25 protein-coding genes and 1 tRNA gene are annotated in these 25,495 nt (G+C 57.2%); 18 read left to right on the forward strand and 8 right to left on the reverse strand.

All coding sequences use genetic code 11. The features are described from left to right. Positions 1-526: 526 nt before the first annotated feature. A complete protein-coding gene (locus ACR0NZ_RS04405; RefSeq protein WP_480517142.1) occupies positions 527-961 on the forward strand; it encodes a hypothetical protein in 435 nt (144 codons plus the stop codon). Between the two features lie 14 nt (positions 962-975). Here ACR0NZ_RS04405 and ACR0NZ_RS04410 read toward each other — a convergent pair. The 4 genes from ACR0NZ_RS04410 to pdxH form a co-directional block, all read right to left on the reverse strand. Beyond that, positions 976-1,052, reverse strand: a tRNA-Pro gene (locus tag ACR0NZ_RS04410). A gap of 43 nt (positions 1,053-1,095) precedes the next feature. Continuing rightward, positions 1,096-1,563, reverse strand: a complete 468-nt coding sequence (locus ACR0NZ_RS04415; protein WP_480517144.1) for a DUF192 domain-containing protein — start codon at positions 1,561-1,563, stop codon at positions 1,096-1,098. Between the two features lie 7 nt (positions 1,564-1,570). Next, positions 1,571-2,077, reverse strand: a complete 507-nt coding sequence (locus ACR0NZ_RS04420) for a cold-shock protein (RefSeq protein ID WP_480517748.1) — start codon at positions 2,075-2,077, stop codon at positions 1,571-1,573. A 142-nt stretch (positions 2,078-2,219) separates the two neighbouring features. Continuing rightward, positions 2,220-2,825: a pyridoxamine 5'-phosphate oxidase gene (pdxH, locus tag ACR0NZ_RS04425; protein WP_480517750.1), complete on the reverse strand. Its 606-nt coding sequence runs from the start codon at positions 2,823-2,825 to the stop codon at positions 2,220-2,222. 135 nt (positions 2,826-2,960) lie between these two features. Between pdxH and fabI the strand changes: the two genes are divergently transcribed. From fabI to trpE, 5 genes are all read left to right on the forward strand, one after another. After that, positions 2,961-3,767 (forward strand): enoyl-ACP reductase FabI, encoded by an 807-nt coding sequence (gene fabI, locus ACR0NZ_RS04430; protein WP_480517145.1) that lies wholly within the window; start codon positions 2,961-2,963, stop codon positions 3,765-3,767. Between the two features lie 4 nt (positions 3,768-3,771). Beyond that, complete coding sequence (gene gpt / locus ACR0NZ_RS04435) at positions 3,772-4,281, forward strand: xanthine phosphoribosyltransferase (protein WP_480517147.1); 510 nt, start codon at positions 3,772-3,774, stop codon at positions 4,279-4,281. A gap of 21 nt (positions 4,282-4,302) precedes the next feature. Further along, a complete protein-coding gene (locus ACR0NZ_RS04440) occupies positions 4,303-5,478 on the forward strand; it encodes an aminotransferase (protein WP_480517149.1) in 1,176 nt (391 codons plus the stop codon). Between the two features lie 80 nt (positions 5,479-5,558). Beyond that, a complete protein-coding gene (locus tag ACR0NZ_RS04445; RefSeq protein ID WP_480517151.1) occupies positions 5,559-7,400 on the forward strand; it encodes a SurA N-terminal domain-containing protein in 1,842 nt (613 codons plus the stop codon). Positions 7,401-7,411: 11 nt separating this feature from the next. Next, positions 7,412-8,923 carry an anthranilate synthase component I gene (gene trpE, locus ACR0NZ_RS04450; protein ID WP_480517153.1) on the forward strand — a complete coding sequence of 504 codons (1,512 nt, stop codon included), beginning with the start codon at positions 7,412-7,414 and terminating at the stop codon, positions 8,921-8,923. A 44-nt stretch (positions 8,924-8,967) separates the two neighbouring features. Here the strand turns inward: trpE and ACR0NZ_RS04455 are convergent, their stop codons facing one another. Continuing rightward, positions 8,968-10,395 carry a divergent polysaccharide deacetylase family protein gene (locus tag ACR0NZ_RS04455; protein WP_480517155.1) on the reverse strand — a complete coding sequence of 476 codons (1,428 nt, stop codon included), beginning with the start codon at positions 10,393-10,395 and terminating at the stop codon, positions 8,968-8,970. 199 nt (positions 10,396-10,594) lie between these two features. Between ACR0NZ_RS04455 and ACR0NZ_RS04460 the strand changes: the two genes are divergently transcribed. The 6 genes from ACR0NZ_RS04460 to lexA all read left to right on the forward strand — a co-directional run bounded on the left by ACR0NZ_RS04460 (position 10,595) and on the right by lexA (position 15,420). Further along, a complete protein-coding gene (locus ACR0NZ_RS04460) occupies positions 10,595-11,176 on the forward strand; it encodes an anthranilate synthase component II (protein ID WP_480517157.1) in 582 nt (193 codons plus the stop codon). Next, positions 11,173-12,192, forward strand: coding sequence for an anthranilate phosphoribosyltransferase (trpD, locus tag ACR0NZ_RS04465; RefSeq protein WP_480517159.1), 1,020 nt, complete (start codon positions 11,173-11,175; stop codon positions 12,190-12,192). Before ACR0NZ_RS04460 ends, trpD begins: the two co-directional genes overlap by 4 nt. After that, positions 12,189-13,001 carry an indole-3-glycerol phosphate synthase TrpC gene (gene trpC, locus ACR0NZ_RS04470; RefSeq protein WP_480517161.1) on the forward strand — a complete coding sequence of 271 codons (813 nt, stop codon included), beginning with the start codon at positions 12,189-12,191 and terminating at the stop codon, positions 12,999-13,001. The genes trpD and trpC overlap by 4 nt, the downstream gene beginning before the upstream one ends. Further along, positions 13,001-13,474: a cyclic pyranopterin monophosphate synthase MoaC gene (gene moaC, locus ACR0NZ_RS04475; RefSeq protein WP_480472966.1), complete on the forward strand. Its 474-nt coding sequence runs from the start codon at positions 13,001-13,003 to the stop codon at positions 13,472-13,474. The genes trpC and moaC overlap by 1 nt, the downstream gene beginning before the upstream one ends. Then, the gene (locus tag ACR0NZ_RS04480) at positions 13,471-14,643 is read left to right on the forward strand and encodes a molybdopterin molybdotransferase MoeA (RefSeq protein WP_480517163.1); all 1,173 of its coding nucleotides are present in this window, start codon (positions 13,471-13,473) and stop codon (positions 14,641-14,643) included. The genes moaC and ACR0NZ_RS04480 overlap by 4 nt, the downstream gene beginning before the upstream one ends. Positions 14,644-14,721: 78 nt before the next feature. Continuing rightward, complete coding sequence (lexA, locus tag ACR0NZ_RS04485; protein ID WP_480517165.1) at positions 14,722-15,420, forward strand: transcriptional repressor LexA; 699 nt, start codon at positions 14,722-14,724, stop codon at positions 15,418-15,420. On the opposite strand, the gene ACR0NZ_RS04490 is transcribed toward lexA, so the two are convergent. After that, positions 15,414-17,462, reverse strand: coding sequence for a ComEC/Rec2 family competence protein (locus tag ACR0NZ_RS04490; RefSeq protein ID WP_480517167.1), 2,049 nt, complete (start codon positions 17,460-17,462; stop codon positions 15,414-15,416). The genes lexA and ACR0NZ_RS04490 overlap by 7 nt on opposite strands. 78 nt (positions 17,463-17,540) lie before the next feature. On the opposite strand from ACR0NZ_RS04490, the gene gltX reads away from it, so the two are divergent. Both gltX and gltA read left to right on the forward strand, forming a co-directional pair. Next, on the forward strand, positions 17,541-18,941 hold the full coding sequence (gene gltX, locus ACR0NZ_RS04495; RefSeq protein WP_480517752.1) for a glutamate--tRNA ligase: 1,401 nt from the start codon (positions 17,541-17,543) through the stop codon (positions 18,939-18,941). Positions 18,942-19,062: 121 nt separating this feature from the next. Next, complete coding sequence (gltA, locus tag ACR0NZ_RS04500; protein WP_480472976.1) at positions 19,063-20,358, forward strand: citrate synthase; 1,296 nt, start codon at positions 19,063-19,065, stop codon at positions 20,356-20,358. A 93-nt stretch (positions 20,359-20,451) separates the two neighbouring features. On the opposite strand, the gene ACR0NZ_RS04505 is transcribed toward gltA, so the two are convergent. After that, on the reverse strand, positions 20,452-21,519 hold the full coding sequence (locus ACR0NZ_RS04505; RefSeq protein WP_480517169.1) for a PA0069 family radical SAM protein: 1,068 nt from the start codon (positions 21,517-21,519) through the stop codon (positions 20,452-20,454). A gap of 270 nt (positions 21,520-21,789) precedes the next feature. Here ACR0NZ_RS04505 and ACR0NZ_RS04510 point away from each other — a divergent pair, with 270 nt between their 5' ends. The 3 genes from ACR0NZ_RS04510 (at position 21,790) to ACR0NZ_RS04520 (ending at position 24,409) form a co-directional block, all read left to right on the forward strand. After that, on the forward strand, positions 21,790-22,488 hold the full coding sequence (locus ACR0NZ_RS04510) for a corrinoid protein (protein ID WP_209503809.1): 699 nt from the start codon (positions 21,790-21,792) through the stop codon (positions 22,486-22,488). A gap of 146 nt (positions 22,489-22,634) precedes the next feature. Beyond that, positions 22,635-23,672 (forward strand): Hint domain-containing protein, encoded by a 1,038-nt coding sequence (locus ACR0NZ_RS04515; protein ID WP_480517171.1) that lies wholly within the window; start codon positions 22,635-22,637, stop codon positions 23,670-23,672. A gap of 77 nt (positions 23,673-23,749) precedes the next feature. Beyond that, positions 23,750-24,409, forward strand: a complete 660-nt coding sequence (locus ACR0NZ_RS04520; RefSeq protein WP_480517173.1) for a DUF1638 domain-containing protein — start codon at positions 23,750-23,752, stop codon at positions 24,407-24,409. A 2-nt stretch (positions 24,410-24,411) separates the two neighbouring features. Here the strand turns inward: ACR0NZ_RS04520 and ACR0NZ_RS04525 are convergent, their stop codons facing one another. Beyond that, positions 24,412-24,822, reverse strand: coding sequence for a SufE family protein (locus ACR0NZ_RS04525; RefSeq protein WP_480472984.1), 411 nt, complete (start codon positions 24,820-24,822; stop codon positions 24,412-24,414). 137 nt (positions 24,823-24,959) lie between these two features. On the opposite strand from ACR0NZ_RS04525, the gene ACR0NZ_RS04530 reads away from it, so the two are divergent. Then, complete coding sequence (locus ACR0NZ_RS04530; RefSeq protein WP_480517175.1) at positions 24,960-25,490, forward strand: hypothetical protein; 531 nt, start codon at positions 24,960-24,962, stop codon at positions 25,488-25,490. Positions 25,491-25,495 lie beyond the last annotated feature (5 nt).

Here is a 25,495-nt window from a genome sequence, read left to right on the forward strand (position 1 = left end):
TAAATTCCGCCTAATTTTCGGTTCACGGCACTACATTTTGAGTTGCGGAGCACCACCCGCAACGCCGACAGAAGCGCGCAAAGGTACTGGACGCTGCTTTGGACAGCGAAAAAGCCGTTACAACGGCTGCACGTTAATAGACTGTGCTTATCCGACCCTCGCCTGTTGCCGTCCCGGCTTGAACACCAGATATTGTGGCAATCTCTTCGGCTCATACAATTTGACGTATATTGCCATAGAAGGTCAACGCCCTTTTTCAGCCAAATTTGAAATCTTTTTTGTTGACCAGACCCAGACATGAGAGGAGTCAAACTCTGGGTACGATTCCTCCACAGGCTCGCCTGCGGTAAATTTTCGGTCACGACTCGAAGTCTCAATTAGAATTACCGTTTTTGCCAGCATAGTTATCTGTATTTGATCAACCAACACCTCGCTGGTTAGGCTGCAAAGGAATCAGCTTCGCCGGGTCTGTCGAACCCACACTGAACGACCAAAGGTTCACTTCGAAATGAGAAAGGCCAAACGAATGAAGTTGCTTCGCTTTATCCCCGCGTTGGCCTGTATCGTGGCCTGCACGCCACAAGAAACGCCCACCCCGTCTCGTAGCGCGCTGTTCGAAACCCATCCCAAAAGGTTATTTGAGGTATTCGAAACCAGTTGTTCTGGTCCCGGCAAGGTCTTTGAGAAAATCGGCGAACAGGCTTTTGAATGCAGCGAGTATCTGCCCCCAAAAGCGGCTGCCTATTTGATTCTGAACTATGACGGATTTCCGCAGGACCTGCCCCAGAGTGTCATGCGCCTGACATCGTCTAAAACAGGGTCCGGCTATCGCGTCGACGCACGATCGTACTTTAAAGTGCCGCAGAAAACCGGCGCAATCGTTGAGGTTCCACTGGAAAGTGACGTGCTGGATCAGGCGATCAGCTCGTTGTATCTCGCGATGGGCGGCACGCCCACATGAGAATATGAAGGAAGTGGTCGGGGCGGCAGGATTCGAACCTACGACCCCCTGTACCCAAAACAGGTGCGCTACCAGACTGCGCCACGCCCCGGACCGTGCGCCTTCCTAACGATGACAATCTGATTTGAAAAGCCCTAACAGGGCCAAATCGCAGGACCTTGCGAAAAAATTTCGTGCTGCATCTGAGTGCCGACACCGATAGAGTAGCGCGCGGACAATCCGGCATTGATTTCCAGCACCGCAAAAACGGCATCCCCACCTTCAATCGGTGTCAGATCGCCGGGAATCGCACTCTCATGCACATGTGTCACTGTGCCCGTACGGTCCAGAAATATCATGTCGAGCGGAATCAGCGTGTTCTTCATCCAAAACGCGACAGGTTGCGGTGGATCGAACACGAACAGCATACCGGATCGATTCGGCAACGACTCGCGAAACATCAACCCCTTTGACCGTTCTTGAGGCGTAACCGCCATTTCCACGTCAAATCGGATTGTCGCGCTGTCGTTCCGGAGTGTGACACGGCCGGCGCTGCACGCAGCAAACGCCCCCCCCGTCCACAGCGTGATCAGAAGCGTCCAGAATACCAGAAAACGGGTCATGGAACGGTCAGCCGTCCAGCGCGGCTTCCCAGGCGAGAACCTGCGCCGCCATTCGGCCACGTTTGCCGTCAATTACGCGCATCGCAAGCGCCTCTCCGGGCTGAAGGTCAGCAAGCCCCGAGCGCCGCAACACTTCGATATGCAAGAACACGTCTTCGCCGCGCCCGAAAACATTTGCGAACCCGAAGCCCTTGCCTTTGTCGAACCACTTCACCCGCGCGGCCTCCAGAGGGGCTTCTGTGATAGCGTCCGGATCCAACTCGGCGAAATCGGCCAACATCATCGACTCGGCGCGCGCCGGCGGGTCGATTGCAACAACCTCAACCGCCTGAACACCTCTGTCCGTGCGGTGTGTCATGATCTCGATACCTGCTCCGTCCGCGACGGAACTTTGGCCGAAATTGCGCAATACGTTCACATGCAACAGAATATCCGGGCCGCCTTCGTCAGAAACAACAAAGCCGTATCCCTTGGCGGGATCGAACCATTTTACGTGTCCACGGACGCGATACATGTTGTTCAGGTCTTCAGGCACGGTTTTCCCATCGCGAATTTTAGCAGTTCGTTAAGGGTCTGTTGTTTATGGGATTGGCAGACAATTTCAAGCCGAAAAAGTTGTTTACTTTCTGCTTGTTGCATTTCACGACACGTGAACGTCATGGATTCAACCTTTCAACATGCCATGCCGATCCCGGCTCAATTCGTTGCCATCTGAACCGATCATGCAAGCGGAACGCTCCATCGGCCCAGAATTCTATCTCTGTCGGCGTCAATCGGTACCCGCCCCAGAATGGAGGACGAGGTGGATTCGGCCCAAGTTTAGCAGTCACTTTCGCGACCTCTGCCATCAAAGCTGTCCGACTTGAAAGCGGTTGTGACTGCTTTGAAGCCCAGGCACCCAGTCGGCTTTTCAGTGACCTCGATGCATAATACGCATCAGCCTGGGGCCCGTTTTCACGACATACTGTACCACGAACACGAAGTTGACGCCGCAAAGATTTCCAATGCATTACAAATGCGGCTTTTTCGGACGTATCCAGCTCGTTCGCTTTGGCGCTTTCGTAGTTTGTATAGAAAACAAATGAATCCGCTTCGATTTCCTTCAGCAGAACCATGCGTGCATTTGGCAAACCGTCCGGGTCAACGGTTGCAAGCGCAATCGCATTCGGATCGTTCAATTCGGTTTCCTGGGCCTCAGCCAGCCACCGGGCCGCTATTGCAAACGGATCGGAGCCAGCAAAGATGCCATCACGCTCGGTCATTTCCATCCCCTGGAAAGTATTAATGACGAGCCTAAGGCGAGAACCCGCTGCGAGCAAGAGCGCACGGCCTTGATGCAGCGCTACCAATGGCATAAACCATGCCAATCTAACGCGAAGACAGGCGGAGAACCAAACATGTCAAATCAGTTGATGGCCGGCAAACGTGGCCTCATCATGGGACTGGCCAATGACAAATCTATCGCATGGGGAATCGCCCGCGCCTTGTCCGAAGCCGGAGCTGAACTTGCCTTTTCCTATCAGGGTGACGCCCTAAAGAAACGTGTGGACCCACTGGCTGCGCAACTGTGCAGCGAAATCGTTCTGCCCTGCGACGTGAGCGATGAGGCTTCAATTGATGGGCTTTTCTCGGCACTGGAAGAGAAATGGGGCAAGCTGGACTTTGTCGTTCACGCCATCGGTTTTTCTGACAAGAACGAACTGCGTGGGCGCTACGTGGATACCAGCCGGGCCAATTTTACGCTGACGATGGATGTATCCGTCTATTCGTTCACCGCAGTTATGCAGCGCGCGGAAAAGATGATGTCTGAAGGCGGCAGCGCCATAACGCTGACCTATTACGGAGCCGAGCAGGTGATGCCCCACTATAACGTGATGGGTGTTGCCAAGGCCGCTTTGGAAGCGTCGGTCAAGTATTTGGCGGAGGACCTGGGCAAGGACGGCATTCGCGTGAACGCGATTTCGGCCGGTCCGATCAAAACGCTGGCCGCCAGCGGTATTGGCGATTTCCGCTACATCATGAAATGGAACGAATACAACTCTCCGCTGCGCCGCAACGTGACCATCGACGATGTCGGCAAGTCGGCCCTGTACCTGTTGTCAGACCTCAGCAGCGGCGTCACCGGTGAGAATCTGCACGTGGATTCGGGCTACCATATTGTCGGAATGAAGGCCGTTGACGCCCCTGACGTGGAAAAAGGTTAAGAACATGAGCGCTAAGGACCGCCTGCCGCACGAAAAAGGATTTCACATCAGCTGGGACCAGATCCACCGCGACTCGCGCGCATTGGCGTGGCGTCTGGATGGGCAAGGCCCCGATGACGGCAGCTGGCGTGCTGTTGTGGCGATTACCCGTGGCGGCATGGCCCCTGCGATGATCGTCAGCCGTGAACTGGATATACGTACAGTCGATACGGTCAGCGTGAAATCCTACCATCATCAAGCTCAGGGTGAGGCGGAAGTTCTGAAAGCACCCGATACCAACCTTATGGGTGACGGAACCGGAATTCTGATCATCGACGATCTGGTAGACAGCGGAAAAACATTGGAGCTGGTTCGGGAGATGTATCCAAAAGCGCATTTTGCGACGGTTTATGCCAAACCCAAGGGACGCCCAATGGTGGATACGTTCATCACCGAAGTCAGTCAGGACACGTGGATCTTTTTCCCGTGGGATATGGCCCTTCAATATGTCGAGCCCTATCGGGGCACCGATTGAAATCAGATCAGTAGGCAGCACATGACGCTCAGCCGTACCGCCGCAACATTCGCGCCGCCAGTGATGGAAGCGCGCCGATGGGTCGAGGGCGTTTCGTTCCCACCCGAACGTCCGTTGATCAACGTAAGCCAGGCGGCGCCGGTTGACCCGCCGCCACTGGCCTTGCGCAAGGCTATGGCCGAATTTACCGTGCGCGAAGACCATGCGCACCTATACGGCCCTGTGCTGGGAAATGACGACCTTCGCACGGAACTGGCTGCGCAGATAAGCGCGCATTATGGGGCAAAGGTCGAGGCACCTCAGGTTGCTATCACCTCAGGATGCAATCAGGCGTTTTCAGCAGTGATATCGGCCATCACCGGTGAAGGGGATGAGGTTATTCTACCAACCCCATGGTATTTCAATCATAAAATGTGGCTGGATATGTCGGGTGTTCAGGCGGCGGACCTGAAGACCGGCGACGATTTGCTGCCCGGTCCGGAGCGCGCGCGGGCGCTGATAACGGACAAAACACGCGCAATTGCTCTGGTCACGCCCAACAATCCCGGCGGCGTTGAATACCCGGCAGACCTTGTCCGCGCCTTCTTTGAGCTGGCGCGCGAAACCGGGATTTACCTGATCGTCGACGAAACCTATCGTGACTTCGACAGTCGCAGCGGGCCGCCACATGATTTGTTCCAGCAACCAGACTGGGATCAGACGCTGATCCACCTGTATTCCTTCTCCAAGGCATACAGGCTGACGGGTCATAGGGTCGGTGCCATTGCAACGGGCCCCGCACTTCTGGCTGAGGTCGAGAAGTTTCTCGACACCGTTGCCATTTGCCCCGGTCAGATCGGACAGTTCGCCGCGCTTTGGGGTATGCAAAACTTGTCGCAATGGCTGGCAGGCGAACGCGACGAAATACTCGACCGTCGCGCTGCCATCCTTGAGGGTATGCCCGCGCTGGAAGCCGAAGGTTGGCGCCTTTTGGGACTTGGGGCGTATTTCGCCTATCTGGAGCACCCGTTTGACATTCCGTCCGACGAACTTGCCAGGCGTTTGGTGCGTGAAGCCGGTGTTCTGTTATTGCCCGGTACCATGTTTATGCCCGATCACCACCCGGACGGGAAACGGCAAGTGCGCATTGCCTTCGCCAACCTCGACCGCACAGGTTTGGGCCAATTGTTCGAACGGTTGCAGGGCCTGTCCTTCTAAGCTTGCCCCCCGGCGGTGTGCGTCGTATTCAAGGCGGCAACCGACAGGGCAGAACGCTGCCGTAATAACAAGAGGGCACCATGGCCGCAGGCGCTAAAAGTCTTTCGAAAACCTTTGTCTGGATTCTGATGGGCATGCTGATGCTGGGGCTCGCGGGGTTCGGCGCCGTCAACCTGAGCGGCACAGTCCGTACAGTGGCGCAAGTTGGTGATGAAAGCATCTCGATCGATGACTTTGTCCGCGAGTTGCAGCGCGAGATCCGCGCGGTTGAGGCGCAATCGGGTCAGCCCCTGCAAATGTCGCAGGCGCGCGATCTGGGGCTGGATCGAAACGCGCTTGCCCGCCTGACAACCTTGGCGGCACTGGACAATGAGGTGAGCCAGCTCGGGATCTCCATTGGGGATGAGAACCTGCAAAAAGAGATCGTGTCTGTCCCGGCCTTTCAAGGCGTAGACGGCAATTTCGACCGTGAGGCATACCGCTTTCAGCTTGAACAGGTCGGCATGACGGATTCCGAGTTCGAGTCGGACCTGCGCAAAGAATCCGCCCGTACGATCGTTCAAGGTGCGATCATGGGGGGTGTGGAAATGCCTGCCACCGTGACAGACACAATGGCCAACTATATTGGTGCCCGTCGCAGCTTTACCGTTGCGACGGCAGGGGCCGAGGCTTTGGAAACCCCCGTGGCCGAACCGACTGACGCGCAGATTCAGACCTACTATGACGAAAACGCTGAACAGTTCACCCTGCCCCGCACGAAACAGCTGACGTATGCGATTCTGTCTCCGGCCATGTTGGTGGACACGGTTGAGGTTGACGAAGAGGCTCTGCGAAAACTTTTTGAAGAGCGGTCGGCAGAGTATAATCAGCCAGAACGCCGTCTGGTCGAGCGCCTGAATTTCCCGGATGAACAAGCGGCCAACGACGCCATGGCGCAGCTTGAGGTCGGGGGCACGACTTTTGAACAACTGGTTCGGGACCGTGATCTGGAGCTTTCGGATATCGACCTGGGCGACCTCACGCGTGAGGATCTGGGCGAAGCCGCCGACGCCGTGTTCGGGGCAGAACTTGACGCCGTTGTCGGCCCTCTGCCATCGGTATTTGGCCCCGCCCTGTTCCGTATCAACGGATCCCTGGCTGCAAACAGCGTTCCCTTTGAGGAGGCCGAACCGGCCCTGCGCGAAGAACTGGCGACAGAACGCGCCCGCCGCCTGATCGAGGCGCAGTCCGAAGATGTCAACGACATGCTGGCTGGTGGAGCGACTCTGGAAGAATTGGCAAATGAAACTGAAATGGAGCTGGGTCAGATTGACTGGACCCGCGACAGCGCCGAGGACATAGCGGCCTATGACGGGTTCCGCGCGGCCGCCGAAGCCGTGCAAGAGGAAGATTTCCCTGAAATCGCATTTCTCGAAGACGGATCGATCTTTGCCTTGCGCCTGAACGACGTTCTGCCACGCCGCCCTGAACCGCTGGAAAGCGCACGCGACCGTGTCGCCGCTGCCTGGGTACAGGCAGAGACCAATAAAGCCCTTTTGGACAAAGCAAACGCCGCACTGAGCCAACTGGCCACTGATGGTGACTTCGCTGCGACTGGCCTGCCCTTCCGCATTGAAAACGCACTGACACGTACCGCGTTTCTTGATGACGTTCCCGCCAGTTTTATGAACGAAGTGTTCCAGATGGAACTCGGTGAGTTACGCGTCATTGGTGGAAATGGTGCAGCCTTGCTTGTTCGTCTGGACGAGGTTCTGCCTCCCGAGGATTCCGACGAACTGCGCCGGTTGCGCGACGCACTGGCTGCGCAGATGGATCAGGCGCTGTCGCAGAATATTTTTGACGCATACGTACGGGACGCTCAGACCCGCGCCCGCCCGGTCGTGGATCAGCAGGCGCTGAACGCCGTGCAGGCGAGCTTTTAAGCGAGACCAAGATGGCCCTGACACCCGATTTCGATACCTTCGCGCGCGCCTATGAAGCGGGCGAAAACCAAGTGGTTTACACACGTCTCGCCGCCGATCTGGACACACCCGTGTCGCTGATGCTCAAACTGACGGGCGCGCAGAAAGATGCGTTCATGCTGGAGTCGGTTACGGGCGGAGAAGTGCGTGGCCGCTATTCGATCATCGGCATGAAACCGGACCTGATCTGGCGCTGCCACGGCGAAACGTCCGCGTTGAATCGTTCGGCGCGGTTCGACGCCGACGCCTTTGTCGCGCAGGACGGCAATCCGATGGACAACCTGCGGGCGTTACTGGCAGAAAGCCGTATTGAGCTGCCAGACGACCTGCCTCAGGCTGCCGCCGGGCTGTTTGGTTATCTGGGCTATGACATGGTCCGGCTGGTCGAATACCTGCCGGACGTGAACCCCGATCCGCTGGGGCTGCCAGATGCGATCATGTTGCGCCCGTCTGTTGTCGCAGTATTGGATGGTGTCAAAGGCGAGGTGACGGTGGTCTCACCCACCTGGGCAAGCGACGGTCAATCTGCCAAAGCTGCCTATGCACAGGCGGCCGAGCGTGTGATGGATGCGGTCCGCGATCTGGAACGCGCGATGCCCGCCGAAACCCGTGATCTGGGCGACGCGCGCGAAGTTGCGGCACCGGTGTCGAACTTCACCAAGTCGGGCTATATGGAAGCGGTTGAAAAGGCCAAGGAATACATCCGCGCTGGCGATATCTTCCAAGTTGTTCCGGCTCAGCGTTGGACGCAGGATTTTCCGCTGCCGCCTTTTGCGCTTTATCGTTCGCTGCGGCGCACCAACCCCTCGCCATTTATGTTCTACTTCAACTTCGGCGGTTTTCAGGTCGTTGGGGCCAGCCCCGAGATTCTGGTGCGTGTGTTCGGCAGCGAAGTCACCATTCGCCCGATTGCAGGCACCCGTCCCCGTGGCGCGACCCCCGAGGAAGACAAAGCGAACGAGCTTGACCTGCTGGCCGATAAGAAAGAGCTGGCCGAACACCTCATGCTTCTGGACCTCGGGCGCAATGATACCGGCCGCGTGTCCAAAATCGGTACGGTTCGCCCGACCGAAGAGTTCATCATCGAACGCTACAGCCATGTGATGCACATCGTGTCCAACGTGGTGGGTGAGCTGGCGGAAGACAAGGATGCCCTGGACGCCTTCTTTGCCGGGATGCCTGCGGGCACCGTCTCGGGTGCGCCGAAAGTGCGGGCGATGGAGATCATTGACGAGCTTGAGCCGGAAAAACGCGGCGTCTATGGCGGCGGTGTTGGCTATTTCAGCGCTGGCGGTGACATGGACATGTGCATTGCCTTGCGCACCGCGATCGTGAAGGATCAGAAACTCTATATTCAGGCTGGCGGCGGTGTTGTCTATGACAGCGACCCCGAGGCCGAGTTCATGGAGACTGTCCATAAGTCAAACGCCATTCGGCGCGCAGCGGAAGATGCCGCTCGGTTCACCGGAAACGGCAACGGTTAAAGAACAAGGCGGCTGATCAGGAGATCGCCGCCTGAATCAAACAGTCACTGCACCTGTTTCATCAAGACGGCCGAGATCGGCGCCATCGCCACCCGGTTCCCGCGATCTTCAAGACCCCACAGCAAAAGGGCTGAGATTGTCTCTGGTCGTACCCGCCCCAGCATGACAACGGTTCCTTCCTGACCCGCCCGGAACGCGGCCTGATCCAGGAACCGGCGCATGATTCTGGGATCCTGTCGCGCCCCATCGATATCGCGGAACACAACGCTGGACGGAATGCCATTGCGAACCGCAAGCTTCTGGACAGTGTTCAGCCCATTGTCCTGTGTGATCAACCCGCGTCCGGTTCCGGCAGCAATTGCCGCGACCTGATCGGCCAGCTTGCGGTTTCCCTGAATGCCGCTGTTCACGCCTTCCAGAATACCCACTGTTTCAGGCAATGTATCCAGCCACACGGACAGGGAAACTTCGGCATCCTGCGCGCTTGCTGCCTCGGGCAAGTCCGCAAGGGCCAGAACTTCGAACCCAGCCGCGCGGTGCCGTGCCATCTTTTCCGCCGCATCCGGATCAGACGGGTTCACGGCAAAGCTGATCGGGTAAGGGAAATCCTGCAACGCTTCGGCGCCGAATGCGCCTTCGTCATCAATCAGAATGATCGACATCAGCGGCTTAGATTCCGGGTTCTCGAACTTGGCAGCAAAACGTTCAATCGGTTTTTCCGCAGATGGCTGTTCGGAAATCGCCTGTTCTGCAACAGGCTCATCATCGCGTTCCGTCAACGGCAGGATACGTTTTCCGACAATCGAACTGGCACTTTCTTCCTGTTCTCCCCCGATCTGAGGCAGCGCAGCAATACGCGGAAGCTCACGGGGCAAGGTATCTTCATCCCCTTCCACCGCAATCGGACTGCTTTCAAATGAATTATCAGTCGTGGTGTCATTTGTTTGTGGATCAGCCTCGACCTGTGGCAACGGATTTGGTTCGGGCTCAAGAACCGCGACCTCGGTCGTATCAGGCTCGGATGGAGGTGCGGGCGTTTCATCAATTACAACCGGCAAGGACTGTTCCTGCTGAACTGCGGGCACCTGGCTGGGCTCGGGCGGCGCAGCGGGGGCTTCGGTCATGACAGACACTTCGGTCGCGACCGATGCAGCGGGCTCGTTCGGAGCCTCAGCCGCTTTGCCAACCTCGGGTTGGGGCTCGGATGACGCTTCCAGCCCGGACACGTCGGCCAGATCTTCGCTGGCATTATCGGCGGCTTCTGGCGCACGCGGGGCCAGTTCCACCAGATCGGCATCAGAAACATCCTCGGCAAGTTCAGTAGGCGCCTCTGGTGTTTCTGAAATCGTCGGCGCTGGTGCTTCGGTCGCAACAAACGGCGTATTGACCATCGGCGTGTTGAGCGACACGACCGCACCCAAGATCAAAACAACGATCGCCCCTGCGACCATTCCTCCGAAAAATCCGCCCATATTTCCTGCCTTTCGCCTCTTTTCCCTGCCTCGCCCTGCTCTGCGCCATCTGGTGTGGCGCTCGGTCAATTGGAGGCGTCAGAAACCGTATGTCCTCTTGACGCTGCCGCCCAAGCCTGAGCATGTATGTGCGGACATTATACCGTGGCCCGGGGTTGCATCGCCAGCCCGAAATGCCCAAGCGAAGATAAGTGCCCATATGCTGCTGCTGATCGACAACTACGACTCGTTTACCTACAATTTGGTACATTATTTGGGCGAACTTGGTGCCGAAATGGTCATTCGCCGCAATGATGCGCTGGATGTGCAAGAAGCAATGGCCATGAACCCGGCTGGGATCCTGCTAAGCCCCGGCCCCTGCGACCCGGATCAGGCGGGCATCTGTCTGGCTCTGACCGAAGCCGCCGCCGAGACAAAAACACCTCTTTTGGGGGTTTGTCTTGGGCATCAGACCATCGGACAGGCGTTCGGTGGCAAGGTGGTACGATGCCACGAAATTGTGCACGGCAAAATGGGCATCATGCACCACACCGGAAAAGGCGTCTTTGCTGGCCTTCCATCGCCCTTTGAAGCCACACGTTACCATTCGCTGGTGGTCGAGCGCGAGACGCTGCCCGACTGTCTTGAGATCACAGCCGAGCTGGAAGACGGCACGATCATGGGGCTGCAACACAGGGAACTGCCTATTCTCGGTGTTCAGTTCCACCCTGAATCGATTGCGTCCGAGCATGGTCACGCCCTTCTCAAGAATTTCCTGCAAGAACTGAAAGTCCCCGCATGAGCGACGCGCTGAAACCGCTGATTGGAGCAGCCGCCGATCGTCCGCTGACCCGTAAAGAGGCCGAGACTGCCTTTGGCATCCTGTTCAACGGCGAAGCCACGCCAAGCCAGATTGGCGGGCTGTTGATGGCCATGCGCACGAGGGGGGAAACGGTTGATGAATATGCCGCGGCCGCGGCTGTGATGCGCGCCAAGTGCAATGCCGTGCGGGCGCCCGAAGGGGCGATCGACATCGTTGGCACGGGCGGGGACGGAAAAGGTACTCTGAATATCTCGACCGCGACGGCCTTTGTCGTCGCAGGCGCTGGCGTGACAGTCGCCAAACACGGCAACCGCAACCTAAGTTCCAAATCAGGCGCAGCGGATGCATTGGGTCAAATGGGCATCAACGTCATGGTTGGCCCGCAAGTCGTTGAAAGCGCATTGAAAGATGTCGGGATCGGATTCATGATGGCGCCGATGCATCACCCGGCTATTGCGCATGTTATGCCTTCGCGGCAGGAGCTGGGAACGCGCACGATTTTCAATATCCTTGGCCCGCTGACCAACCCTGCCGGTGTCAAACGGCAACTGACTGGCGCCTTTAGCCGCGAGTTGATCCGCCCCATGGCTGAAACACTAGGCTTGCTGGGGTCAGATCGCGCGTGGCTGGTGCACGGATCAGACGGGACAGACGAATTGACGATCACCGGTATCAGCTGGGTCGCCGCTTTAGAAGATGACGTGATCAAAGAGGTCGAGCTGCACCCCGAGGATGCCGGCCTGCCTGTGCACCCTTTCGAAGACATCCTCGGCGGAACCCCTGAAGAAAATGCCATCGCATTTCGTGCGCTGCTGGACGGCGCCCCGTCCGCGTATCGTGACGCCGTGTTGCTGAACTCTGCCGCCGCATTAATTGTCGCCGATGCTGCAAGTGATCTGCGCGAAGGCGTGGCCATGGCCGCCGAGAGCATCGACAGCGGTGAAGCCAAAAACAAAATCACGGCCTTGGCCGCCAAGACTCAGGAGGCCGCATGACCGAAACCGTTCTGGACAAGATCAAAGCCTACAAACTGGAAGAGATCGCAGCAGACAAGGCTCATAAGCCCTTGGAAACTCTGGAAAGTGAAGCACGCGCCGCTTCGGAAACCCGCGGGTTTGCCGCAGCTCTTCAAGCTGCGTCCCGGCAAGGTTACGGCCTGATTGCCGAGGTCAAGAAAGCCAGCCCCTCCAAGGGTTTGATCCGGCCAGATTTTGATCCGCCTGCCTTGGCCAAGGCCTATGAAGAAGGCGGTGCTGCGTGTTTGTCCGTGCTCACCGACACGCCGAGCTTTCAGGGTGCCAAGGAATATCTAACACAAGCGCGTAACGCGACATCTCTGCCCGCTTTGCGTAAGGATTTCATGTATGACCCTTATCAGGTGGTCGAGGCACGTGCTTTGGAAGCCGACTGTATTCTGATCATCATGGCATCCGTCAGCGATGATCAGGCAGCCGAGTTGGAACAAACCGCTTTCGATTGGGAGATGGACGTTCTGATTGAGGTTCACGACCAAGCCGAGCTTGAACGCGCAGCCCAACTGAAAAGTCCTTTGATCGGCATAAACAACCGCAATCTCAAGACCTTCGAAACCACTCTTGATACGACTCGGCGCTTATCCAAACTGGTACCGGCAGACCGTACTATCGTCTGCGAAAGCGGGTTGGGCACGCCAGAAGATTTGCGGGATATTGCGCGCTATGGCGCCCGGTGCTTTTTGATCGGCGAAAGCCTGATGCGTCAGGACGATGTCGAAGCGGCCACCCGCCATATCCTGTCCAATCCGCTTATCCCCGGAGTAATGTGATGCCGCTGACCCATTTCGATGCTCAAGGTCAGGCGCATATGGTCGACGTCTCGGGCAAAGAGGTCACAGATCGTTTAGCCGTGGCTGTGGGTCACGTTAAGATGGCACCGGAAACCTATGAAATCATTTCAGAACAACGCGCCGCTAAGGGCGATGTTTTGGGCGTTGCCCGCCTGGCCGGCATCATGGGTGCAAAAAAGACGCCGGATCTGATCCCGCTCTGCCATCCTTTGCCAGTAACTAAGGTTGCCGTTGAACTGACCCTCGACCCGGATCTGCCGGGAGTTCAGATCGAAGCAACGGTCAAAACGTCAGGTCAAACCGGAGTTGAGATGGAGGCCCTGACCGCCGTTTCCACCGCGGCCTTGACTGTGTACGACATGACCAAAGCCGTCGACAAAGCGATGGAAATTGGCGGCATTCATTTAAGTCTTAAAGACGGCGGAAAATCAGGACGTTACGAGGCGAAATGATTACCGTCGAAGAAGCGCGCGCCCTGCTGTTCGATCTTGTCGGCCCTCTACCTTCGGAACAGGTTCCCCTGGCCCAGTCTGCGGGACGTGTTCTGTCGCACGAGGTTGTGGCAACGCGCGACCAGCCGCCATTTGCGGCATCTTCGATGGATGGCTATGCCGTCAAAGCCGACGAAGTCGAGCTTCATGCCATGTTCAAAGTGGTGGGCGAATCCGCTGCGGGTCGTCGTTTCGACGGCTCGGTGGGCCCCGGTCAGGCCGTGCGTATCTTTACCGGCGCTCCGGTTCCCGAGGGCGCGGATTTCGTTGTGATTCAGGAAGATACCGACCGGCGTGGCGATCTGATCACGATCACAGACGACCCCGGCCCCAAAACGAACATCCGCCCTGCCGGTGTGGATTTTATGACAGGCACCCCCATCACGGCACCGCGTTTGATCCGCGCCGAAGACATTGCACTGATGGCTGCGATGAATGTCGCGCGGGTCCCGGTTTTTCGAAAACCCGTCATTGCCCTGATCTCGACCGGCGACGAACTTGTCATGCCCGGCGAAGAACCGGGACCGGACCAGATTATCGCGTCAAACACGTTTGGACTGCGGGCATTGCTTGAGGGGCTCGGTGCTGTGGTTCGTGTCCTTCCGATTGCACGGGACACGGTCTCATCACTTGAAACGGCTTTTCACCTGGCACGGGGGGCCGACCTCGTCGTGACGATTGGCGGTGCGTCGGTTGGGGACTACGACCTTGTGTCTGACGTTTCGCAGGGGCTGGGGATGGATCGGTCTTTCTACAAGATCCGAATGCGCCCCGGAAAACCTCTGATGGCTGGTCGCATGGGTGACACCGCGATGGTCGGACTTCCGGGGAACCCGGTCAGCGCGATGGTCTGTGGCTATCTGTTCCTTGCCCCGATGGTGCGCCGGATGCTGGGGCTGGAAATGGTTCTGCCACCCTTTCGCTCTGCCCGGTTGACCGAACCACTGTCACAAAACGGCCCGCGCGAGCATTACATGCGTGCGGTTCTAAGCGAAACGGGTATCCTGGCCTGTGCAGATCAGGACAGCTCTCTCCTCAGCGTTCTGGCGCAGGCAAACGCCCTTTTGGTCCGTCCCCCGAACGATCCCGCCCGCAAGGCCGGGGAAACGGTTCGATACCTGCCGATCTGAACTTCGCCCAAATTCATTGACACAAAACGTGAACATGCGTAGAACAAAAGAAAACGCATGAGCGACGAGGTGTGAGCAATGCTGACCAAGAAGCAATTGGATTTGTTGAAATTCATCCAAAAACGCGTGCAGGCGGACGGTGTTCCGCCCAGTTTCGATGAAATGAAGGCCGCGCTGGACCTGCGGTCGAAATCCGGCATCCACAGGCTGATCACTGCGCTGGAGGAACGCGGCTTTATCCGTCGCCTCGCGCATCGTGCCCGCGCGATTGAAATTGTGAAACTTCCTGAAAGCCTTGGCGGTGAACCAACTGCCGGATTTTCACCCCGCGTGATCGAAGGTGACCGGCCCAAAGGCCCCCGCCCGGCCAATATTGAACCGGTTGCGGTGGACGCGTTGGAATTGCCGGTGATGGGCCGGATCGCGGCGGGTGTCCCTATTGAAGCGATCAGTCATGTGTCACATCACGTGGCGGTCCCCGGCCCCATGGTTACCGGGAAAGGCCAGCACTATGCGCTTGAGGTTCGCGGTGACTCGATGATCGACGCGGGCATCAATGACGGTGATGTGGTTGTCATCCGCGAAACCGCGACTGCCGATAACGGAGATATCGTGGTTGCACTGGTAGAAGATCAGGAAGCGACGCTGAAACGCTTTTTCCGCCGCGGCAACGCTATTGCTCTCGAAGCGGCCAACCCGGCTTATGAGACGCGCGTTCTACCTGAAGAAAAGGTCAAGGTTCAGGGTCGCCTAGTTGGTCTGATCCGAACCTATTGATCCGGATTCAAACGACGGTCCCCGACGGGCTTCGGGGACCAGAGCCGGTGACCTGTCAGTTCTGTACTTGAAGTCAGCTTTCCATCAGACAATGACAGGCTGCCGGTTTCGGTCAGGTGATCCGGATCGAAGACGGCGCACGCTCCCTCAAGGGTCAGCGCAACTGTCGAAACAATGATCTGGTTGTTCTTGCATTCGTCGAACGCGTGCGCGGCCTTTTTGCCCGAGATATGGATGATTTCCATATCCTGATATGGGTACCGCTGAACGGTGCTGCTGTCCGGCCATCTGCCTGCTGCCGCGATCTGATCGGCACCGTCCCCGTCATTCTCAAGCCAGACGCTGGCAACAAACCCGCTGCCTTTGCTTCTGCTCAAAGCCCGGCCCTGAGCGGTCATCACGCCGACTAACCCCCCGTTTTCTGCGATCAGAACATCTGGCCTGTGGCCCGAGTTCCAAAGCAGAAATGACAGAACGACGGGCCCGACCCCGTACCAACGCGCGCGCCCTTGCCACAAGGCCAGCCACAAAGCACCAACAGCAACAAGTGGCAATACATACCAGGGCGGGCTAACTACGAAACCCTGAGCACCGTCCAGGTGCGACACCCAGTTTGACACCCCCAAGATCCAATGCAGCGCCCAGCCCATAACGGTCAGCGGAAAAGCCTCCAATCCAAATGGGGCGGCCAGTGCGGCGACAACCGCCGCAGGCACAACTAATAAGCCCATGACGGGTACGGACAGAAGGTTCGCCAGCAATCCATAGTGAGACATCGTATTGAAATGCGCAGCGCCAATTGGGGCCGTGGCAAGCCCGGCTATCGCCGAGGACATCACCACACCAGCAATCGGTTTCAACCAATTCGGGCCGGGTAACGGACCCACCTGTTGCAATGCGCCGAAGACGGCAACCAGGGCTGTCGTTGCCGCAAAGGACATCTGAAACCCCGGACTCAGCAGCGACTCGGGCCAAAGAACCAGAACGATCAGCGCAGCAACGGAAACCGCACGCAACGAGATCGCGCGCCTGTCGATCAACACGGCCCCCAGCATGACACTGACCATGACATAGGCGCGTTCGGTTGCGATATTCCCGCCGGACAACAGCAAATAAATCGTCGCCGCGATCAGCGCGAGCACAGCCGCAACTTTTCGGACAGGTAACCGCAGCGCCACGAAGGGGATCAGTGACAAACCAATACGGCAGGCCACGAAAACAAAACCCGTCAGTAACCCCATGTGAAGCCCGGAAATGGCAAGCAAATGCGCCAGGTTCGACGCGCGCAGGGACAAGAGCGTCTCCTGCCCCATACCACTGCGATCACCTGTGGTGACGGCAGCGGCAAACCCACCGATTTCTCCGGGCAGGATTTGTTTCACTCGCCGCGATATGGCCATTCGGATTGCGGTAATTCGAACACCGCCAATACCGTCCTTGACTGGCGCAATCGTCAATACAGGAACGCGGGTATACCCGACCGCACCCAGCTCCTGAAACCAGGCATGGCGACGAAAATCGAACCCGCCAGGTTCAACCGGGCCCTGCGGCGGCGAAAGATGCGCTGTGGTCATGATCCGTTGCCCAGGCGCAAAAGGGTCTGTTGCGCCATGAACAGAAAGACGGATGCGTTGCGGCCTGCGCTCCTGCGGTACGTCCCCTACGCGCACCTGATCGAGCGTCAACCGCAACGCATCCGAGGCAGACCGATCCATGGCGACGACCCTCCCCTCGACAGGGCCATAGTACCGCCAGGACAGAACCGGTTCTGCCACCATATGGGCGCGAGTGCCCGCCAGTATGACACCGACCGCAATCAGCGCCCCCCCGGTCGCTAACGCTCCCATCCCCGGTGGCAGCCGGCGGCTCAGGACGACAAGAGCCAGGAACAAGCAAGAAAGACCAGCGTATACCGGCCAGCCAGGCTCGCTCCGGGCACCGAAATAGAGACCGATCCCCGTTGCCAGCATGACTGGCGTCCACGGAAACAGGTACCCTGTCTGGTGCAGCAGTGCGGCCTCGACCCGTGCAAGAACACGCATGGTTGCCCCCGTCCTTCGGGCTCGTTAGACAGGCGTCAAACTATGCCAGATACGGTTACCAAAAGGTTAATCCTCAACATGTCCGAACAGGTCGTCACACGTTTTGCCCCCTCGCCCACAGGTTTTCTGCACATCGGTGGCGCACGCACCGCATTGTTCAATTGGCTTTATGCCCGCGGACGTGGTGGAAAGTTCCTGCTGCGGATCGAAGATACCGACCGGGAGCGCTCGACCCCCGAGGCAACCACCGCGATCCTTCAGGGTATGGAATGGCTGGGACTGGATCATGATGGCGATGTAATCAGCCAGTTCGAAGGAGCTGCCCGGCATGCCGAAGTCGCGCACCAGCTTCTGGCCGAGGGAAAGGCATATAAATGCTTCTCGACGCAGGACGAAATTGCCGCCTTTCGGGAACAGGCGCGGGCCGAGGGCAAGTCGACCCTGTTCCGCAGCCCCTGGCGTGACGCTGATCCTTCGGCTCTTCCCGAACTGCCATTTGTCATTCGCATCAAGGCTCCGCAGGACGGTACAACAGTGATCCGCGATCAGGTTCAGGGCGACGTGACCATTCGCAACGACCAACTGGACGACATGGTTCTGCTGCGTTCCGACGGGACACCGGTCTACATGCTGGCAGTGGTGGTCGACGATCATGATATGGGTGTTACCCATGTCATTCGCGGCGATGACCACCTCAATAACGCGGCGCGCCAGATGATGATCTATGAGGCAATGGGCTGGGATGTTCCGGTCTGGGCCCATATTCCGCTGATCCACGGGCCAGACGGTAAGAAATTGTCCAAACGCCATGGCGCGCTTGGCGCGCAGGAGTATCAGGCCATGGGCTATCCTGCCGCCGGGATGCGCAACTATCTGACCCGTCTGGGCTGGAGCCATGGTGACGATGAATTCTTTACTGATGCACAGGCAAAGGAGTGGTTTGATCTGAACGGCATCGGCAAAAGCCCTGCCCGGTTTGATCTGAAAAAACTGGAAAACCTGTGTGGTCAACACATCGCCATTTCTGAGGATGCTGCGTTGCGGCATGAAATCGGAGCCTACCTGGCCGCAGCTGCTTTACCACCCCTGACAGATTCACAATCGAGTGATTTGGAACGTGCGATGTATTGCCTCAAGGATCGGGCGCGGACTTTTCCTGAACTCCTTGAAAAGGCTCACTTTGCCTTGACGGAACGCCCAATCGTTCCCGACGAGAAAGCCGCAAAGGCGCTGGCATCTGTATCCGACGGTATACTGGAAGAATTGACGCCGCAGTTGCAAAATGCTAGCTGGTCTCGAGACGAACTGGAGGAGACCCTGAATTCCTTTGCCGAGTCAAAGGAGCTCACGTTCGGCAAGCTGGCTGGCCCACTCAGGGCCGCCTTGGCTGGTCGGGCCGTCACGCCTTCGGTTTTTGACATGATGCTTGTGCTGGGACGGGATGAAACCCTGGCGCGGCTTTCAGAAGCAGCGAAATAACCCGAATTTCATAAACGGGTAACGCTGCTCCGCTAACACCCGGACTGCGCGAAAGCGCGCAGTCGTTGCCCGCACTGCCCGAGGTTTCTTTGGCATGCGTATGAATGAAGAAGGGATAACCATGACAGACAGCAACAAAACAGCCACTCTGACCGTTCACGGCAAAGAGTATGAGTTGCCGGTTCATACCCCGACCGCCGGTCCGGATGTCATTGATATTCGGAAGCTTTACGGTCAGGCAGGGGTATTCACCTATGATCCCGGTTTCACTTCAACCGCAAGCTGTGACAGCACAATAACCTTTATCGATGGTGAAAAAGGCGAGTTGCTGCACCGTGGCTACCCGATCGACCAACTGGCAGAGAAATCGCACTTTCTTGAGGTCTGCTATCTGCTGCTCTACGGAGAGCTGCCGGTCGCAAAAGATCTGGAGAAATTCGAAACCACGATCACCCGCCACACCATGCTGCATGAGCAGATGCAGTATTTCTACCGTGGTTTCCGCCGCGACGCGCATCCCATGGCCATTATGGTCGGTGTTGTCGGCGCAATGTCAGCCTTCTATCACGATTCGACCGATATCGCGGACCCGCATCAGCGCGAGGTCGCCTCGCATCGCCTGATCGCCAAAATGCCGACAATCGCCGCATGGGCTTATAAATACCACACGGGGCAGCCCTTCGTGTATCCGCGCAATGACTTGGATTATGCGTCTAACTTCCTGCGCATGTGTTTCAGCGTTCCTGCCGAAGAATATGAGGTCAACCCGATCCTCAGCCGCGCGATGGACCGTATCTTAACGCTTCACGCAGACCACGAGCAGAATGCGTCAACGTCCACCGTGCGTCTGGCGTCGTCATCGGGCGCAAATCCGTTTGCATGCATCGCCGCTGGTATTGCCTGCTTGTGGGGGCCGTCCCATGGTGGCGCCAACCAGGCATGTCTGGAAATGTTGGAAGAGATCGGCACCGTAGATCGCATTCCCGAATTCATCGCCCGTGCCAAAGACAAGAACGACCCGTTCCGCCTGATGGGCTTTGGCCACCGCGTGTACAAAAACTTTGACCCACGCGCAAAGGTGATGAAGCAGTCGGCCGACGAGGTTCTGGATCTGCTGGGCATTGAAGACAACCCTAAACTGCAGGTTGCTAAAGAGCTGGAACGCGAAGCGCTGGAAGACCCGTATTTCGCCGACAAAAAACTGTTCCCGAACGTTGACTTCTATTCGGGTATCATCCTCGAGGCGATGGGTTTCCCGACCTCAATGTTCACACCAATCTTTGCACTTTCGCGGACTGTTGGCTGGGTCAGCCAGTGGAAAGAAATGATTGAAGATCCACAGAACAAGATCGGCCGCCCGCGTCAGTTGTACCTGGGTGAGACGCTGCGCGATTACGTGGACATCGAAAACCGCTGATCCATCAAAGCACGCAATAAATCCAGAAGGCCCCGGTTAAACCGGGGTCTTTTGCTTTCGATACTGAAGCAGCGGACGGTTGGGTATTTGGTTTCAGAACAAGCTCATTTGATCCCCGGGTTGCGGCGGAACTGCAAACCGCTCGCATCGTAACGGAGCGGATTTTATCGAAAGCCCCAGTCTTTTGCAGGTTTTAGCGAACCTCAGGGCGATGAGCTCGGCATATTCCCCCTCACCCCGCATCCTGTGCCCCCAGCGCGGGTCATAATCCCGCCCGCCATGCATTTCGCGCAGCTTGGACATGACCTTTTCTGCACGGGCGGGTTCGTGCTCTGCCAGCCAGTCCTGCCAAAGCTGCGAGACTTCGCGGGGCAATCGCAACATGATCCAGCTTGCCGCATCTGCGCCCGCCTCTTTTCCGGCGCCCAACAGGTTCTCCAACTCATGATCTGTCAGCCCAGGCACAATAGGCGAAGTCATTACGCGAACCGAAACGCCCGCATCGGTCAACGCTCTGATCGTCTGCAACCGACGGGCCGGAGACGGTGCGCGGGGCTCCATCCGCCGGGACAGACCCGCATCCAGCGTGGTAAGCGAAACACCAACCCGCACCAATCCCCGGCTGGCCATGTCAGCCAAAATATCCAGATCACGCTCGATCAATGTTCCTTTGGTCACGATTGCGACCGGGTGGTTGAACTCTTGCAAGACCTCAAGGCAAGACCTTGTAATCAGTCTGTTTTTTTCAATGGGCTGGTATGGGTCAGTGTTTGTCCCGATTACGATCGTGGCGACCTTGTAGGACTTTGCCGACAGTTCCTTGCGCAGAACAATGCTCATGTTGGGGCGCGCAACAAGGCGAGTTTCGAAATCCAATCCTGCGGACAAGCCCAGAAAGGCGTGGCTGGGTCTGGCAAAACAATAGACACAGCCATGCTCGCACCCCCGATACGGATTGATCGAACGGTCAAAAGGCAAATCGGGTGAACGGTTATAGGTGATGGCACTGCGCGCCACCTCATCCCGCGTCTCGGTTCGCAGGGGCGGCAAGTCTTCATCGATGACCCACCCGTCATCAACAGCCTGCGTTGCAAACCGTTCAAACCGCCCAGCAGTATTGGACGCCACCCCCCTTGCCTTGACGACATACCCGATGCTCACGATATATTTGTTCCCTATTTGTTCTTGCCGTACGATAAGCCTGAAACAAAACCTGTGCAAGCCAACCCTTCGAAGGAACAGGAACGCACAGATGAAAAATAAACAGGATAATATTGCAGACTTTTCAATCGAGCCGGTGCCATTTTTGGCATATAGGTCGGTCCCGAAACGACCAACGTCGCAATCGTCACAGTCAGAATGCGACGTTTTGGCCAAAACGGAAAAAATGCCACCACGGGCCGATGGCCCGCCCAGCACAGGGAATACCCCATGTCCGACGAAGAAGATATCGTCCTGTCCGAACTGAATGATGACGAACTGGTCGATCAGATGTTCGACGATCTCTATGACGGATTGAAAGAAGAGATCGAAGAAGGCACCAATATCCTGCTGGAACGCGGATGGACGCCGTATGACATCCTGACCAAAGCTCTGGTTGGCGGCATGACCATTGTGGGCCATGACTTCCGCGACGGCATTCTGTTTGTACCTGAGGTTCTGCTGGCGGCCAACGCGATGAAAGGCGGCATGTCGATCCTCAAGCCGCTGCTGGCTGAAACCGGTGCTCCGCGTGTTGGCAAAATGGTTATCGGCACCGTGAAGGGCGACATCCACGATATCGGCAAGAACCTTGTGTCGATGATGATGGAAGGCGCAGGCTTCGAAGTTGTCGATCTGGGAATCAACAACCCGGTCGAGAATTATCTGGAAGCACTGGAAACGGAACAGCCCGACATTCTGGGCATGTCCGCCCTGCTGACCACCACGATGCCTTACATGAAAGTCGTTATCGACACCCTGGTCGAACAGGGCGTGCGCGATGACTACATTGTTCTGGTCGGTGGCGCGCCGCTGAACGAAGAGTTCGGAAAAGCCATCGGTGCAGACGCCTACTGCCGTGACGCTGCTGTTGCAGTGGAAACCGCCAAGGATTTCGTGGGCCGCAAACACAACCAACTGGCTGGCTAAGACCACTCAGGTTTTTCTTGAAAGGCCGTCCATTTTGGGCGGTCTTTTTCGTTTTATTACACCGCCTCCGTCCTTAGGCGTCTTGATTATCCGATTGTAAACGAAAGTGCGGTTAAAAACCGAAACGTCCAAGTTTCGGGGGTTCCGTGCCGCAGTCATTCACAGCCATTTCGTTGGGCAAACTCGCCGATATCGATCATGTTGAGGGCAATTACGTCGCTGAAAACGCCTCCGCGCTTGTTGGGCAAACCTTCGGTCACACGGACGCGCCGTTATCGCACAACAGCGTGACATGGAGCGCCGTAGGAAACCCCGGCTCTGCCTATGACATGAACAACATGTCTGCCAATGATCGGTTTTCGATCGACGGCAGCGCGCCGCAAACCTTTGATGGCACATCAGTTTACCACGCCACTGTCACTTATTTCGACGGCACAAGTGCAAACATTACTGCCGTTGTCGCGCAGGATGTGGATGGCAACACATATCTGGTGCCAGAGTTCTCGGACAACGCAGATCAGGCCGCTCTGGAAGCGGGGCCTATACACTCGATCACCTTCAACAGTCTTGCCGGTAATCGGTATTCGGGACTGGTGTCAAGCCGCGAGGACTGGGATCTGGTCCCGTGCTTTACGCCCGGAACGTTGATCAGAACAAGGAAGGGAGAACGCCCGGTAGAAACGCTGCGTCCCGGCGACCGGGTTGAAACCCTTGACCACGGGTTTCAAACGGTGCGTTGGGCCGGGCAACGGCGGGTTCAGGCCGCAGGCACGTTCGCGCCGGTTCTGTTCAAGGCAGGCGCATTTGGAAACGCACGCGACCTTCTGGTGTCGCAGCAACACAGGATGCTGCTCTGGAACTGGCGCTTGGAACTGCATACCGGCTTTTCCGAAGCGCTGGCCCCCGCCAAACACTTAGTCAATGGACATGACATCATCCTCAAACCCGGCGGGGTCGTAACCTATATTCATCTGCTGTTTGATCAGCATGAGTTGCTCTGGTCGGAAGGCTGCCTGAGCGAGAGCTTTCATCCCGGCGCCCAAACCTGGAACGCACTTGATCGGTCGGCCCGACAGGAGATCCTATCGTTGTTTCCCGAGTTATCGAAGCAAGGTATCGCCGCCTACGGCCCGCCCGCGCGGCCTCTGTTATCGGCATTCGAAACACGAACGTCGGCAGCCTGACACGAGATGTCGGAAGAAGGCTTGCCTGCAAGCTGTTTTCGTTCTCTTGTGCCATGAGCCCATAAGGAAGCCGACCTATGCCAAGCGATACGCTACCGGATGATGCAAGCCTCACAACCAAAGGCTATGACGGCGTGGAAAACGCAGGCATCCTGCTGATCGCCTGCGGGGCACTTGCGCGCGAAATTCTGGATATCAAAACGCGCAACGGCTGGGATCACATGGCTCTGACCTGCCTGCCTGCAATCCTGCATGTTCATCCGGAACGGATCACGCAGGCAGTTGAAGACACCGTGGCCAAACACCGCGACAGGTTCGAAAAAATCTATGTGGTTTACGCTGATTGCGGAACCGGAGGTCTGCTGCAATCCGCCTGCGAAAAACTGGGCGTCGAGATGGTAAAAGGCCCTCATTGCTATTCGTTCTTCGAAGGCAATCAGGCCTTTCAAGAACGCGGCGAGGACGAAACAACTGCCTTCTACCTGACTGACTTTCTGGCCCGCCAGTTCGACGCATTTGTCTGGAAACCACTGGGCCTGGATCGCCACCCGGAACTGCGGGACATGTATTTCGGCAATTACACCAAACTGATTTATCAGGCCCAGATCGACGATCCGAAACTGACCGAACGCGCACGGAAATGCGCGGACCGCATGGGATTGGCGTTCGAACGTCGTTTCACCGGCTACGGCGATCTGGAAACCACTTTGTCAGACTGGGCAAACCGCCCTGAGTGACCTCAGGCGTTTTCCTGCGCGACCTGGCGGATGCGTTCGATCATGGCCCGCAATCCATTGGACCGCTGCGCTGACAGATGATCGTTCAAGCCCAGTCGGGCCAGTTCTGCCGCCGCATCGACCTGCGGCACCTCGGTCACCGGCAGTCCGTTGTATAGGGACCGAAGCACGGCGATCAGCCCGCGAACGATCAGCGCATCACTGTCGCCATCAAATTTGAACACACCTGCTTCGATCATCGGATGCAGCCAGACCTGACTGGCACAGCCGTGAACCTTTGTCGCCGGAACTTTCAACGCGTCATCCAAAGGCTCCATCGCCTTGCCCTGTTCGATGACATGGCGATACCGGTCTTCCCAGTCTTCGAGAAACTCGAAATCCTCGACAATGTCTTCAAAGGCAGGCGTGGCCATGGCGCAGTGATCCTTTCGTTGAAATCACATGTGACCTATGCCGACGACCACCTGCTGTCCAGCCCCAGCTGTGGCTTTTCAACGCGAAGAAATTACGCTAACCCATTGTCTGAATTCGTGTGAAAAGCAGTGGGTCCATGCAAAAGTCTCTGTCCGTTCTTATCATCGCCATGCTGACCCTGACTGCCTGCGGCAGCTGGCGCGACTCGCGGGTGAATCCGTCAAACTGGTTTGGCTCCAGCCGGTCTGTGAAGTCTGAAACGCCGTCGGACCCAAATGCCGCCGATGCTTTGGTTCCCAAGACAAGAGAGGGAAGAGGCCTGTTTTCGCGCCCAGACGCCGAAGATACCAGCATTCCAATCGCCAAAATCGATGAGCTGCGGATCGAGCCAATTCCGTCGGGCGCGATCATCTATTCCTCTGGCACCGCGCTTCGGCAGGGTGCCTATAACGCACGCTTGGTTTCGGTTAATTCAGAAGAAAACAAAGAAAAGGGAATTCTGGAGTTTGTATTCCGCGTGAATTACCCCAGCACAGAGACCCCGCAAGGATCTGAACGAACAAGAATGGTGTCGGATGCCATTAATGTCTCGACCCAGGATCTTGAAGGCATTCGTCTGATCCGTGTTGTCGGGCAACAGAATACTTTGGAATCACGGCGGCGGTAATCGCC

The sequence above is a fragment of the Ruegeria sp. AE3 genome, assembly GCF_056542225.1.

Excerpts from the sequence above, each read along its gene's own strand:
- ACR0NZ_RS04420 (WP_480517748.1), bottom strand. The coding sequence starts at position 2,077 with ATGTATCGCGTCCGTGGACACGTAAAATGGTTCGATCCCGCCAAGGGA.
- ACR0NZ_RS04490 (WP_480517167.1), bottom strand. The coding sequence starts at position 17,462 with ATGCGTGTTCTTGCACGGGTCGAGGCCGCACTGCTGCACCAGACAGGG.
- trpD (WP_480517159.1), top strand. The coding sequence starts at position 11,173 with ATGAGCGACGCGCTGAAACCGCTGATTGGAGCAGCCGCCGATCGTCCG.
- gpt (WP_480517147.1), top strand. The coding sequence starts at position 3,772 with ATGAGCGCTAAGGACCGCCTGCCGCACGAAAAAGGATTTCACATCAGC.
- ACR0NZ_RS04440 (WP_480517149.1), top strand. The coding sequence starts at position 4,303 with ATGACGCTCAGCCGTACCGCCGCAACATTCGCGCCGCCAGTGATGGAA.
- ACR0NZ_RS04520 (WP_480517173.1), top strand. The coding sequence starts at position 23,750 with ATGCCAAGCGATACGCTACCGGATGATGCAAGCCTCACAACCAAAGGC.
- ACR0NZ_RS04510 (WP_209503809.1), top strand. The coding sequence starts at position 21,790 with ATGTCCGACGAAGAAGATATCGTCCTGTCCGAACTGAATGATGACGAA.
- pdxH (WP_480517750.1), bottom strand. The coding sequence starts at position 2,825 with ATGACCGAGCGTGATGGCATCTTTGCTGGCTCCGATCCGTTTGCAATA.
- ACR0NZ_RS04460 (WP_480517157.1), top strand. The coding sequence starts at position 10,595 with ATGCTGCTGCTGATCGACAACTACGACTCGTTTACCTACAATTTGGTA.
- ACR0NZ_RS04480 (WP_480517163.1), top strand. The coding sequence starts at position 13,471 with ATGATTACCGTCGAAGAAGCGCGCGCCCTGCTGTTCGATCTTGTCGGC.
- ACR0NZ_RS04405 (WP_480517142.1), top strand. The coding sequence starts at position 527 with ATGAAGTTGCTTCGCTTTATCCCCGCGTTGGCCTGTATCGTGGCCTGC.
- ACR0NZ_RS04445 (WP_480517151.1), top strand. The coding sequence starts at position 5,559 with ATGGCCGCAGGCGCTAAAAGTCTTTCGAAAACCTTTGTCTGGATTCTG.
- ACR0NZ_RS04455 (WP_480517155.1), bottom strand. The coding sequence starts at position 10,395 with ATGGGCGGATTTTTCGGAGGAATGGTCGCAGGGGCGATCGTTGTTTTG.
- ACR0NZ_RS04530 (WP_480517175.1), top strand. The coding sequence starts at position 24,960 with ATGCAAAAGTCTCTGTCCGTTCTTATCATCGCCATGCTGACCCTGACT.
- moaC (WP_480472966.1), top strand. The coding sequence starts at position 13,001 with ATGCCGCTGACCCATTTCGATGCTCAAGGTCAGGCGCATATGGTCGAC.
- ACR0NZ_RS04525 (WP_480472984.1), bottom strand. The coding sequence starts at position 24,822 with ATGGCCACGCCTGCCTTTGAAGACATTGTCGAGGATTTCGAGTTTCTC.
- lexA (WP_480517165.1), top strand. The coding sequence starts at position 14,722 with ATGCTGACCAAGAAGCAATTGGATTTGTTGAAATTCATCCAAAAACGC.
- trpC (WP_480517161.1), top strand. The coding sequence starts at position 12,189 with ATGACCGAAACCGTTCTGGACAAGATCAAAGCCTACAAACTGGAAGAG.
- fabI (WP_480517145.1), top strand. The coding sequence starts at position 2,961 with ATGTCAAATCAGTTGATGGCCGGCAAACGTGGCCTCATCATGGGACTG.
- gltA (WP_480472976.1), top strand. The coding sequence starts at position 19,063 with ATGACAGACAGCAACAAAACAGCCACTCTGACCGTTCACGGCAAAGAG.
- gltX (WP_480517752.1), top strand. The coding sequence starts at position 17,541 with ATGTCCGAACAGGTCGTCACACGTTTTGCCCCCTCGCCCACAGGTTTT.
- ACR0NZ_RS04415 (WP_480517144.1), bottom strand. The coding sequence starts at position 1,563 with ATGACCCGTTTTCTGGTATTCTGGACGCTTCTGATCACGCTGTGGACG.
- trpE (WP_480517153.1), top strand. The coding sequence starts at position 7,412 with ATGGCCCTGACACCCGATTTCGATACCTTCGCGCGCGCCTATGAAGCG.